The sequence below is a fragment of the Arthrobacter globiformis genome (assembly GCF_030817195.1).
Lineage (GTDB): Bacteria > Actinomycetota > Actinomycetes > Actinomycetales > Micrococcaceae > Arthrobacter > Arthrobacter globiformis_D.
This window is the reverse complement of sequence record NZ_JAUSYZ010000001.1, coordinates 1,119,703-1,132,969: the sequence shown is the minus strand read 5'-3', so window position 1 is coordinate 1,132,969 and position 13,267 is coordinate 1,119,703. Positions and strand designations below refer to the sequence as shown.

At 61.4% G+C, this 13,267-nt stretch carries 4 protein-coding genes and 3 rRNA genes; all 7 read right to left on the bottom strand.

Annotated features, from left to right (window positions below):
- Positions 1-7: 7 nt before the first annotated feature.
- The 7 genes from QF036_RS05275 to treS all read right to left on the bottom strand — a co-directional run bounded on the left by QF036_RS05275 (position 8) and on the right by treS (position 13,264).
- Positions 8-496: a hypothetical protein gene (locus tag QF036_RS05275; RefSeq protein ID WP_307099862.1), complete on the bottom strand. Its 489-nt coding sequence runs from the start codon at positions 494-496 to the stop codon at positions 8-10.
- Positions 497-633: 137 nt separating this feature from the next.
- Complete coding sequence (locus QF036_RS05270; RefSeq protein WP_307099860.1) at positions 634-1,275, bottom strand: LysE family translocator; 642 nt, start codon at positions 1,273-1,275, stop codon at positions 634-636.
- Between the two features lie 306 nt (positions 1,276-1,581).
- Positions 1,582-1,698, bottom strand: a 5S ribosomal RNA gene (rrf, locus tag QF036_RS05265).
- Between the two features lie 152 nt (positions 1,699-1,850).
- Positions 1,851-4,977 (bottom strand): 23S ribosomal RNA (locus QF036_RS05260).
- A gap of 525 nt (positions 4,978-5,502) precedes the next feature.
- A 16S ribosomal RNA gene (locus tag QF036_RS05255) occupies positions 5,503-7,028 on the bottom strand.
- Together the 16S, 23S and 5S rRNA genes form the textbook arrangement of a ribosomal RNA operon.
- A gap of 538 nt (positions 7,029-7,566) precedes the next feature.
- Positions 7,567-11,466, bottom strand: a complete 3,900-nt coding sequence (locus tag QF036_RS05250) for a 1,4-alpha-glucan branching enzyme (RefSeq protein WP_307099858.1) — start codon at positions 11,464-11,466, stop codon at positions 7,567-7,569.
- A gap of 1 nt (position 11,467) precedes the next feature.
- Positions 11,468-13,264, bottom strand: a complete 1,797-nt coding sequence (treS, locus tag QF036_RS05245) for a maltose alpha-D-glucosyltransferase (protein ID WP_307099856.1) — start codon at positions 13,262-13,264, stop codon at positions 11,468-11,470.
- Positions 13,265-13,267 lie beyond the last annotated feature (3 nt).

Here is a 13,267-nt window from a genome sequence, read left to right as displayed (position 1 = left end):
AGCCGCACTAGTCTGAAGCGCCGCCCATGAACCGCACGAACCGGCCCAGAACCTCCGGCCATTCCTTCTCCCACGCAGCGCGGGTGGCGGCCGGATCCTCGGCACCTTCCCAACCATCATGGACTACGCGCACCTCTGTGCCGTCCTCGACGCCCCGGAACACGATACGCAGCTCAGTGGACCAGAGTGCGGTGCTGCCGGGGTACCACGATGCGTGGAAGGACAGCGGAGGCTGCCAATCGTCAATGGTTCCCCACGTGGCGCCCCGGCCGTCATTGGCGGTCTCCAGGATGAGGTTCTCCTCGAACTCAACGTAGGAGCCGGGCCCGTACACGCTGCTGGTCTCCATGGGCCACCAAAGATGCGTGTGGTCTGTGAAGCCCATGAACGCCCGGGAGACCGGCCCTGGGACGACCGCAGTGCAGATGACGGGGTCCAGGTTGTCTGCGGGCTCGGGCACATCGCTGCCGGCGGCGTGGCTGAAGAGATTTTCCATGGCTACCAACTCTACCGGCCGCTTCGCCCCGGACGCTTCCTCACATCCCGTCGCCTCACCCCGGACGCTTCCTCACATCCCGCCGCCTCACGCCGCACGCTTCCTCACATCCCGCCGCGCCAATAAATGTAGCGGGGCTAGCTGCTCGCGCCGGAGGCGATGACGCCGGCGCCCAGGGCGGTGATGATGCCGCTGCTGGCGCGTTCGACGCCGGTGCTCACCTTAGGGCGACGCAACCACCCCATCGCCTTGTAAGCGACGAGCGAGACGACGGCCAGGTAGGCGAACGCGATGACCGCCTCCACTGCCCCCAGGATCATCGCCGTGCCCATGGTGTCGCCGCCCTGTGGAATGAACTGCGGAACGACCGCCAGGTAGAAGAGGCCAACTTTGGGGTTGAGCAGCGTGGACAGCGCCCCGGCACCGAGGCCAGCGATCTTGCTGTATCGAGGCCCGCCTGCTTCGTTGCCACCCTCTATGCCATCCTTTGCGGCCTTCCGCGTCTTCAGGAACGAGGAAATGCCGAGGTAAAGCAGGTAGAGGCCGCCTGCAATCTTGATCCAGCGGAACACCTCTGCGGACTGCTCCAGGATCGCTGCCAGTCCGAGCCCGACAAGGGCCGCCCACGCGACTGCGGCAACCGCTGAGCCCGCCGCAGCCGCAATCCCTGCGCTGGGCCGGTTCAACGCGATGCGCAGCACCAGGAACGTGTCCGGTCCGGGCGTAAGGGACAGGACGAGGCACAGTCCAGCGAAGGCTACAAGCGAAGCGAGGGTCATGGTGACGATTATCCTTGGCCCGGATCCCGCCGGCCAACTTCATCTAACAAGTCCGGCCCGCAGGAGATGAGGAAGCGTCCGGGAAAATCCCGCAGGACGTGAGGACGCGTTCAGGAAAATCCCGCAGGACGTGAGGGAGGGTTTGGGAAAAGGCGACGGGAAGTGAGGGAGGGTTTGGGAAAAGGCAACGAGAAGTGAGGGAGGGTTTGGGAAAAGGCGACGGGATGTGAGGGAGGGTTTCGTCTGCCTGGCTGTTAAAAGGGTCAGGCCCCGACGTTCATCGTCGGGGCCTGAGCCGTAAATAGTGTCCGGCGGTGACCTACTCTCCCACACCCTCCCGGGTGCAGTACCATCGGCGCTGTGGGTCTTAGCTTCCGGGTTCGGAATGGGACCGGGCGTTTCCCCCACGCTATGACCGCCGTAACCCTTTGACCCGGCACACACCCGCGCGGGTGTGTGTGGGAAAACAGTGGTTACAACAACAGTGGTGTTGTTATTCAATTTATTTCGGTTCGCTTCCAACGGGTTTGTTGGTTGGGAACCACATAGTGGACGCAAGCATTCTTTGTTCTTGTGTGGTGTAAGTTATCGGCCTATTAGTACCGGTCAGCTTCACGAGTCGTTAGTCCTCGCTTCCACATCCGGCCTATCAACCCAGTGGTCTGGCTGGGGGCCTCTCACACCCGGAGGTGTATGGAAATCTCATCTCGAAGCGAGCTTCCCGCTTAGATGCTTTCAGCGGTTATCCCATCCGAACGTAGCTAATCAGCGGTGCACTTGGCAGTACAACTGACACACCAGAGGTTCGTCCGTCCCGGTCCTCTCGTACTAAGGACAGCCCTTCTCAAATTTCCTGCGCGCGCAGCGGATAGGGACCGAACTGTCTCACGACGTTCTAAACCCAGCTCGCGTACCGCTTTAATGGGCGAACAGCCCAACCCTTGGGACCTACTCCAGCCCCAGGATGCGACGAGCCGACATCGAGGTGCCAAACCATGCCGTCGATATGGACTCTTGGGCAAGATCAGCCTGTTATCCCCGAGGTACCTTTTATCCGTTGAGCGACGGCCATTCCACAATGTACCGCCGGATCACTAGTCCCGACTTTCGTCCCTGCTCGAGATGTCTCTCTCACAGTCAAGCTCCCTTGTGCACTTACACTCGACACCTGATTGCCAACCAGGCTGAGGGAACCTTTGGGCGCCTCCGTTACTTTTTAGGAGGCAACCGCCCCAGTTAAACTACCCATCAGGCACTGTCCCTGACCCGGATTACGGGCCGAAGTTAGATGTCCAAAGTGACCAGAGTGGTATTTCAACGATGACTCCACCCGAACTGGCGTCCGGGCTTCAACGTCTCCCACCTATCCTACACAAGCCACTCCGAACACCAATACCAAACTATAGTAAAGGTCTCGGGGTCTTTCCGTCCTGCTGCGCGTAACGAGCATCTTTACTCGTACTGCAATTTCGCCGAGTTTATGGTTGAGACAGCGGGGAAGTCGTTACTCCATTCGTGCAGGTCGGAACTTACCCGACAAGGAATTTCGCTACCTTAGGATGGTTATAGTTACCACCGCCGTTTACTGGGGCTTAAATTCTCAGCTTCGCCGTGAGGCTAACCGGTCCTCTTAACCTTCCAGCACCGGGCAGGAGTCAGTCCGTATACATCGTCTTGCGACTTCGCACGGACCTGTGTTTTTAGTAAACAGTCGCTTCCCCCTGGTCTCTGCGGCCCCGATCCCCTCCCGGTCGCTAGTACCGTTCAAGGTTGGGGCCCCCCTTCTCCCGAAGTTACGGGGGCATTTTGCCGAGTTCCTTAACCATAATTCTCTCGATCGCCTTAGTATTCTCTACCTGATCACCTGTGTCGGTTTGGGGTACGGGCGGCTAAAACCTCGCGCCGATGCTTTTCTAGGCAGCATAGGATCACCGAATCCCCCCTTTACGGGAGTCCCGTCAGATCTCAGGCACATGAACAGCGGATTTGCCTACCGTTCGCCCTACATCCTTGGACCGGGACAACCATCGCCCGGCTCGGCTACCTTCCTGCGTCACACCTGTTAATACGCTTGCCTCCCAGGATCAGGTCCCGCGCTCCACCAAAACCCTTCACCCACAAGGGGTGTCGGGCAGGTCTCGGGCGGTTAGTATCCCCTGTTCAACATGGGCGGTTTTTCGCCGGTACGGGAATATCAACCCGTTGTCCATCGACTACGCCTGTCGGCCTCGCCTTAGGTCCCGACTTACCCAGGGCAGATTAGCTTGACCCTGGAACCCTTGATCATCCGGCGGACGGGTTTCTCACCCGTCTTTCGCTACTCATGCCTGCATTCTCACTCGTGTAGGCTCCACCGCTGGTTTACACCGCGACTTCACCGCCCACACGACGCTCCCCTACCCATCCACACTCCTGAACCACAAAGGCTTGGAAAATATGTGAATGCCACAACTTCGGCGGTGTACTTGAGCCCCGCTACATTGTCGGCGCGGAATCACTTGACCAGTGAGCTATTACGCACTCTTTTAAGGATGGCTGCTTCTAAGCCAACCTCCTGGTTGTCTTCGCAACTCCACATCCTTTCCCACTTAGCACACGCTTAGGGGCCTTAGTTGGTGGTCTGGGCTGTTTCCCTCTCGACTATGAAGCTTATCCCCCACAGTCTCACTGCTGCGCTCTCACTTACCGGCATTCGGAGTTTGGCTGACGTCAGTAACCTTGTAGGGCCCATTAGCCATCCAGTAGCTCTACCTCCGGTAAGAAACACGCAACGCTGCACCTAAATGCATTTCGGGGAGAACCAGCTATCACGAAGTTTGATTGGCCTTTCACCCCTACCCACAGCTCATCCCCTCCATTTTCAACTGAAGTGGGTTCGGTCCTCCACGACGTCTTACCGTCGCTTCAACCTGGCCATGGGTAGATCACTTCGCTTCGGGTCTAGATCACGCCACTGCAACGCCCTGTTCAGACTCGCTTTCGCTACGGCTTCCCCACACGGGTTAACCTCGCGACGTAACACTAACTCGCAGGCTCATTCTTCAAAAGGCACGCCGTCACAGCTACAAGGCTGCTCCGACGGATTGTAAGCACACGGTTTCAGGTACTGTTTCACTCCCCTCCCGGGGTACTTTTCACCTTTCCCTCACGGTACTGGTCCGCTATCGGTCATTAGGGAGTATTTAGGCTTATCAGGTGGTCCTGACAGATTCACACGGGATTTCTCGGGCCCCGTGCTACTTGGGATACTCATCAAAGGCGGTGCACAGCATTACGGTTACGGGGCTCACACCCTCTACGGCCGGCCTTTCAAGACCGTTCACCTATACCAGCACTCACACCTCCCCGGTCCGGCAGAACCAGGACAACAAGTCCCACAACCCCGCCCATGCAACGCCCGCCGGCTATCACACATGGGTCGGTTTAGCCTGATCCGCGTTCGCTCGCCACTACTAACGGAATCACTGTTGTTTTCTCTTCCTGCGGGTACTGAGATGTTTCACTTCCCCGCGTTCCCTCCACGCACCCTATGTGTTCAGATGCGGGTCACCAGATCACTCGCGCGTCTGGCGGGGTTTCCCCATTCGGACACCCTGGGATCACAGTCCGGTTATCGACTCCCCCAGGCTTATCGCAGATTCCTACGTCCTTCTTCGGCTCCTAATGCCAAGGCATCCACCGTGTGCTCTTAAAAACTTGACCACAAAAGATCAAGGAGTAATTTTCGAGAGAACCACGAAAACCAACCACACCCAACAACCACTCCCCCACAAGGGAAGCCATCATCACGCGCAGCCAGATCCAGGTTCATATTCTTGGAAATTGCTTCTTATAAAAGATGCTCGCGTCCACTATGTAGTTCTCAAACAACAACCCCGTACCACACACCCCACACACCACCCCCAAAGGAGCCAACGCGCATGATCCGTGCAGCCAGGAAACCAGAAACAAACAAAACCCGGGAAAGTCACCCTCCCCGGCCCTGTTGCCTCAGGACCCAACAGTGTGCCAAACACTAAACCGCGCATCCCCACCCGCACCGTTCCAGGACCCCCTCCAAAAAGAAGATCCGTACTAAGCACAGAAGAAAAACCCGCGGCCGCTATCCGTTGATATTCCACCCATGAGCACCCGCCGCAGAACTTGCGTCTGCGCAACGGGCCTTTACTCCTGACAACCCCACCACACCCGCATACACGGGCACAGAGGACTGTAGGTGCTCCTTAGAAAGGAGGTGATCCAGCCGCACCTTCCGGTACGGCTACCTTGTTACGACTTAGTCCCAATCGCCAGTCCCACCTTCGACGGCTCCCTCCCACAAGGGGTTAGGCCACCGGCTTCGGGTGTTACCAACTTTCGTGACTTGACGGGCGGTGTGTACAAGGCCCGGGAACGTATTCACCGCAGCGTTGCTGATCTGCGATTACTAGCGACTCCGACTTCATGGGGTCGAGTTGCAGACCCCAATCCGAACTGAGACCGGCTTTTTGGGATTAGCTCCACCTCACAGTATCGCAACCCTTTGTACCGGCCATTGTAGCATGCGTGAAGCCCAAGACATAAGGGGCATGATGATTTGACGTCGTCCCCACCTTCCTCCGAGTTGACCCCGGCAGTCTCCCATGAGTCCCCGCCATTACGCGCTGGCAACATGGAACGAGGGTTGCGCTCGTTGCGGGACTTAACCCAACATCTCACGACACGAGCTGACGACAACCATGCACCACCTGTGAACCGGCCCCAAAAGGAGAAACCACATTTCTGCGGCGGTCCGGTCCATGTCAAGCCTTGGTAAGGTTCTTCGCGTTGCATCGAATTAATCCGCATGCTCCGCCGCTTGTGCGGGCCCCCGTCAATTCCTTTGAGTTTTAGCCTTGCGGCCGTACTCCCCAGGCGGGGCACTTAATGCGTTAGCTACGGCGCGGAAAACGTGGAATGTCCCCCACACCTAGTGCCCAACGTTTACGGCATGGACTACCAGGGTATCTAATCCTGTTCGCTCCCCATGCTTTCGCTCCTCAGCGTCAGTTAATGCCCAGAGACCTGCCTTCGCCATCGGTGTTCCTCCTGATATCTGCGCATTTCACCGCTACACCAGGAATTCCAGTCTCCCCTACATCACTCTAGTCTGCCCGTACCCACCGCAGATCCGGAGTTGAGCCCCGGACTTTCACGGCAGACGCGACAAACCGCCTACGAGCTCTTTACGCCCAATAATTCCGGATAACGCTTGCGCCCTACGTATTACCGCGGCTGCTGGCACGTAGTTAGCCGGCGCTTCTTCTGCAGGTACCGTCACTTTCGCTTCTTCCCTACTGAAAGAGGTTTACAACCCGAAGGCCGTCATCCCTCACGCGGCGTCGCTGCATCAGGCTTTCGCCCATTGTGCAATATTCCCCACTGCTGCCTCCCGTAGGAGTCTGGGCCGTGTCTCAGTCCCAGTGTGGCCGGTCACCCTCTCAGGCCGGCTACCCGTCGTCGCCTTGGTGAGCCATTACCTCACCAACAAGCTGATAGGCCGCGAGTCCATCCAAAACCGCAAAAGCTTTCCACCCCCCACCATGCGATGAGGAGTCATATCCGGTATTAGACCCAGTTTCCCAGGCTTATCCCAGAGTCAAGGGCAGGTTACTCACGTGTTACTCACCCGTTCGCCACTAATCCCCGGTGCAAGCACCGGATCATCGTTCGACTTGCATGTGTTAAGCACGCCGCCAGCGTTCATCCTGAGCCAGGATCAAACTCTCCGTTGAAGTAAAACAGACACAACCAACACCCCCGGAAATAACGGGAACGAAGGCTGCACAAAATTTGAAACCAGCCAAAAACACCAGGCCACACCACGGGGGTGGGCAGCCCGGCACAATCAACCAATTCATAAAAAATCGGTATCAACAAACTTGGCACACTATTGAGTTCTCAAACAACAGACACACCCGGCACCACCCAAACCAACGTTCAGGATCGCTCCGGAGCAACTTTTCAAACTTACCCGCTCGCTTCACCCGAGTCAAATCGGCGGTTTCTGTCCGGCCCAGCCTGTGGCTTCCGGATCACCGTGATCGACTCGCTCTGTGGAGCGGCGCGGAAATAAACTCTACCACTACCTTGGCGGAATGCCAAGTGGGCCTGCGCAACGCCGAGGAGGGCCCGGAATCCCAAGGGATTCCGGGCCCTCCTCCTCATGAAACAGCCGCCCTAGTGAAGCAACCGCCCGGTGGCGGCGCACAGGGCTTCGACCAACGGTCCGCCAGGACTCACATCTACGGTCCTCCGTGAGTCAGACGGGAATCAGACGAGCGGCCCGCCGGGCAAAGCAGACTTCCCCGTCGCACCTTTCGGTTCAGCACCCTTCGGTTCAACACCCCCGGTCCCAGCACCCTTCGGTTCAACACCCCCGGTCCCAGCACCCTTCGGTTCAGCACCCCGGGTCTCAGCAGCCGCGGGCCCGGCAAAGATGGATCCAGCCTCAGTGGCTTTGGCCTTGGCCGCCGCCGCCGTGGTGATGACGTTGGCACCGGCGGGCCGGAAGTACGCGGCACCCAGCGGCGGCAGTGTAACCGTAAGGGTTGCCGGCTGGCCGTCGATGCCCTCGTCCTCAGCGGTCAGCGTGCCGCCGTTGAGGACGCCAGATCCGCCGTATTCCTCGGAGTCGGTGTTCAGCACCTCGGCCCATTCTCCCGCGGACGGCACGCCCAGGGCATATTCCTTGTGTGGGCCGCCGGAGAAGTTGACGGCACAGACCACCGGGTTGCCCTCGGTGTCCCAGCGGACAAAGGTCAGGACGTTGCGGTCGGCGTCGGCCCCGTTGATCCACTGGAATCCGCCGGGTTCGTTGTCCCGGGAGTACAGGGCCGGCGTCGACTTGTACAGTTCGTTGAGGTCCTTAAGCAGCATCTGAATGCCCCGGTGCGCCGGGATGTCTGCGAGCCACCAGTCGAGGCCGTGCTGTTCGGACCACTCGGCCTCCTGGCCGAATTCGGTGCCCATGAAGATCAGCTGCTTGCCCGGGTGCGCCCACTGGTAGCCGAGGAAGGCGCGGAGGTTGGCCAGCTGCTGCCAGCGGTCGCCGGGCATCTTGCGGAGCATGGAGCCCTTGCCGTGGACTACCTCATCGTGGCTGATGGGCAGCAGGAAGTTCTCGGTAAAGGCGTACACCATGGAGAACGTGACCGTGCCGTGGTGCCACTTGCGGTTGACCGGGTCTTCGGAGGCGTACTTGAGCGAGTCGTGCATCCAGCCCATGTTCCACTTGAGGCCGAAGCCGAGGCCCCCCTGGCTGGTGGGCGCGGTGACGCCCGGGAACGCCGTGGATTCTTCCGCGATCATCACGGCGCCGGGGTGCGTCTTGTAGACCGTGGCGTTGGCCTCCTGGAGGAAGGAGATGGCCTCCAGGTTTTCCCGGCCGCCGAAACGGTTGGGCTGCCACTGGCCGTGCTCCCGCGAGTAGTCCAGGTACAGCATGGACGCGACGGCGTCCACGCGGAGGCCGTCGATGTGGAACTCATCGAGCCAGTACAGCGCGTTGGCCACAAGGAAGTTCCGGACTTCGGTGCGGCCGAAGTCGAAGATGAGGGTGCCCCAGTCCGGGTGCTCGCCAAGGTTCGGGTCAGCGTGTTCGTAGAGCGGCTGGCCGTCGAACTGTGCCAGGGCCCAGTTGTCCTTCGGGAAGTGCGCCGGCACCCAGTCCAGGATCACCCCGATGCCTGCCTGGTGGAGGGAGTCCACCAGGAAGCGGAACTCGTCCGGATGCCCGAAGCGGGACGTGGGTGCGTAGTAGGAGGTGACCTGGTAGCCCCAGGAACCGCCGAAGGGGTGTTCGGCCACGGGCATGAATTCGACATGGCTAAAGCCCAGCCACTTCACGTACTCGACGAGTTCCTTGGCCAGCTCGCGGTAGCTCAGCCCCAGCCGCCAGGATCCGAGGTGGACCTCGTAAACGCTCATGGGCGAGTTGTGCGGATCCCGGGCGGCGCGCTCCTTCATCCAGTCCGCGTCCTGGAACTGGTAGTGCGACTCGACAACCCGCGAAGCGGTGAGCGGGGGCACCTCGGTGCCGAAGGCCAGCGGGTCGGCCTTCTCCACCCAGTAGCCGCCCTTGGTCTTGATTTCGTACTTGTAGCAGGCGCCGGCCGGGACACCCGGGATGAACAGTTCCCAGACGCCCGAGGAGCCGAGAGACCGCAGCGAGTTTTCCCGCCCGTCCCAGGCGTTGAAATCGCCCTTGACCCGGACCGCTTCGGCGTTCGGGGCCCACACGGCAAAAGACACGCCGTCAATGTCGCCCAGCGAGGACTTGTAGTGCTGCACGTGCGCGCCCAGCACGGTCCAGAGTTTCTCGTGGCGTCCTTCGCCGATCAGGTGCAGGTCCACTTCGCCCACGGTGGGAAGGTAGCGGTACGGATCGTCCAGGGTCACCGGCTCGGCGCCCTCGTAGGTCACCTCGAGGCGGTAGTCCGGCACGTGGCCGTGCTGCAATGGCTCCAGTACCGCCACCCAGACGCCTTCGGCCTCATGGGTCATGGGCACGGTTCCGGCTTGGGTCACCACGTTGACGGCCTCGGCGAGGTGCTTCACGGTGCGGATGGTCACGTGACCGTAGTTGTCCAAATGGGCACCAAGCACCGAGTGCGGTGCGTGGTGTTCACCGGCCGCGACGCGTGAAAGCGTGTGCGCGTCCACGTGCAACGGTGCGTGGGGACTGTCGGTGTGTGCAGAGCCTGTCATCTTATTACCTTCCGCTGCTGCTCCGGCCGGTTCGCCGGAGCTTTTAGTGCTGAGGAGCCGTCTTGCCGCATTCACCGGAATGGCCAGCCAGCCCGGCCGGTTGCGCAACTCGTACACGACTTCGTACAGCGCCTTGTCCAGCCACAATGCCACAAAGAGCGGCGAATTACGGTCCACCGTTCCGGAAGTTACTTCCGCGTAGCCTGCCAGGAAGGCCTCGGTGCAGTCGTCCACCCAGGATTCCGGGACACGGACGTCCGGCTGTTCGCGTTCGGCGGCACCGGCCGCGTAGTCAAAGGAGCGCAGCATGCCCGTCACGTCCCGGAGCGGGACGTCGGGGAAGTTGCGCTCGGAGATTGGCCGGAGCGGCTCCCCCTCGAAGTCGAGGATGGCCCACCGGTCCTGGCCGCCTTCGGCGCCGGGTACCTGAAGGATCTGGCCGAGATGCAGATCGCCGTGGATGCGCTGAAGCGCGCCGGCGGGCGTGCCTTCGAGCTGGCTGAGCAGGCTTTCCAGCGCTTCTTCGTAAGGTCCGACGGCGGGTCCCGCCTCCGCCCACGTCTGACGCACACGCTGGGCTACTCCGGGGGCAATTTCCCCGCCCGGAACCGCTTCGGCCGAAACACCCAGTGTCTCGGCGAGCCTGCGGTGGACTGTGGCCGTCGCATGGCCGAGGGCATGCGCCTCGGCCGTGAAGTCCACTCCCCCGGCCGCCGCGTCAACGGCGAGCCGCCACGCGTCCCGGCCGCCGGCCAGGAATTCGTGGGCCACTGCCAGTTCGCCCCGGGCAGGGCCGCCCGATGCGGGCTTGCCCTGGGGCAGCTGCCCCTGCGGGTACCACTCGCCGGTGACCCAGCCCAGCGTGGCAGGGACCTCCGAGGTGCGGGCCGCGGACAGCGCGGCGCCAACCTCCACCTCCGGGTTTCGCCCGGCTGAAAGCACACGGAAGAACTTCACGATTGCCGCGGAGTCACCGTCGTCCACTATCACCGACGTGTTGGACTGTTCGCCGGAGAGGACACGGACCGTCCCGGAGGCCTGCGGCAGAGGCTGGCCGGCCCCCGAAAGGTGGCCACTGGCGGTGCCGGCGGCGTCCTCCGTTCGGATCAGATCCAGCCATGCGGCAATAAAAGCGGGGTCGTGGACGGCGTCGTAGACCCACCGGTGCCCGAGCTCGGCGTCGTCGCTTTCACCGATCAGGGCCCGTTCGGCGCCCGGCAGCTGCTGGCTGCGGTAGCTGAGCGGGATCTGGACAACGTCGGTGCGGGAGCCGCCGTCGGCCGTTTTGGACTCAACGGAAGCGAGGAACACCTCCAAGCCGGCTCGGCCGGTGGCGTCCTCCAGGACCAGGCCGCCCACCGGCGCCAGGGTGAAGTCCGGGGACTTCACCGGGAACCACCTCTGGGCCGGCAGCCAGTCGCGGAGCAGTTGTTCGAGTGTGGGTGTCAGTGTGGTTTGGGTCATCTCATCCCTCAATCGACAGTATCGGCATCGCTTGGGTAAAGGGTGAAGCTGGGTTTGAAGCTGTCGACCGCATGCGCAGCCAGAAGAAGTCGTGGCTGCCCAGCGTCAGCGTCAGCTGCCCGTCGTCGCTGATGCCGGGGAATGGCTGGCCTCCGAAGACGTCCCGCAGGCCCCGGCCGGAAAAGTCCGGAAGCCTCAGGGTGGAGGACACCGGATGCTGGGAAAGGTTGAAGACGCACAGGATGGATTCGGCCGGTTCGCCCGCTGCGTTGCCCTCCGGCAGTTCGCGGAGGTAGGCCAGCACCACCTCGTGGTCGGCCTCCACATGCCTGAACGTCCCAAGCCCGAACGCCGGGTGGTTCTTGCGCACGCTGAGAATCTGCCGGGTCCAACGCAGCAGCGATCCGGAATGTGCGGCCTCAGCCTCCACGTTCGCCATGGCGTAGTTGTAGACCAGCGACTGGATCACCGGGAGGTACAGCTTGCCGGGATCGGCGTTGGAGAATCCGGCGTTGCGGTCGGGGTTCCACTGCATGGGGGTGCGGACGGCGTCTCGGTCCTCGAGCCAGATGTTGTCGCCCATTCCGATCTCGTCCCCGTAGTACAGGAACGGACTGCCCGGCAGGGACAGCAGCAGGGCGTTGATGAGCTCGATTTCCGCCCTGGAGTTGTCCAGCAATGGCGCCAGCCGGCGCCTGATCCCGATGTTGGCCCGCATGCGCGGGTCCGGCGCGTACCAGCCGAGCATGGCGGCCCGCTCATCGGCGGTGACCATTTCCAGCGTCAGCTCGTCGTGGTTGCGCAGGAAGGTTCCCCACTGCGCACCTTCCGGGATGTCCGGGGTGTCGTGCATGGTCTCGATGATGGGTGCGGCCTTCTGGTCACGCAGCGCGTAGTAGAGCCGCGGCATGATCGGGAAGTGGAAGGCCATGTGGCACTCCGGTTCCTCCTCTGTGCCGAAGTACTCCACCACCTCGTTGGGAGGCTGGTTGGCCTCGGCGATGATGACCCGGCCGGGATAGCTCTCGTCCACCATCTTCCGCAGCTTGCGCAGGAACACGTGCGTTGCCGGGAGGTTTTCGCAGTTGGTCCCCTCCTCCTCGTACAGGTACGGGATGGCGTCGGCCCGGAACCCGTCGATCCCCTGGTCCAGCCAGAACCGCACGACGTCGAATACGGCGTCGATGACCTTCGGGTTCTCGAAGTTCAGGTCAGGCTGGTGGCTGAAGAACCGGTGCCAGAAGAACTGCCGCCGGATGGGGTCGAAGCTCCAGTTGGATTCCTCCGTGTCCACGAAGATGATGCGCGCGTCCTGGTATTTCTCGTCCGTGTCACTCCACACGTAGAAGTCGCCGAAGGGGCCGTCGGGGTCCTTCCTGGACTCCTGGAACCAGGGGTGCTGGTCTGACGTGTGGTTCAGCGGGAGGTCGATGATGACCCGGACGCCGCGGGCGTGGGCCTCGGCCACCAGCCGCTTGAAGTCGCTGATGGTGCCGAACTCGTCCAGGACGGAGTTGTAGTCCGAGATGTCATACCCGCCGTCGCGGAGGGGTGACTGGAAGAACGGCGGCAGCCATAGACAGTCCACGCCCAGCCATTGCAGGTAGTCCAGCTTCTCGATCAGCCCGTGGAAGTCGCCCGAGCCGTCGCCGTTGGCGTCCGCAAAGCCCCTGACCAGCACTTCATAGAACACCGCTTTCCGGTACCACAGCGGATCATGCTGCAAACCCGGAGCATTGAGCTCGAACGTGCTCTTGGGGGTGAAGTGCTGGAAGGGACTCTGCGGACTGAAACTCACTGG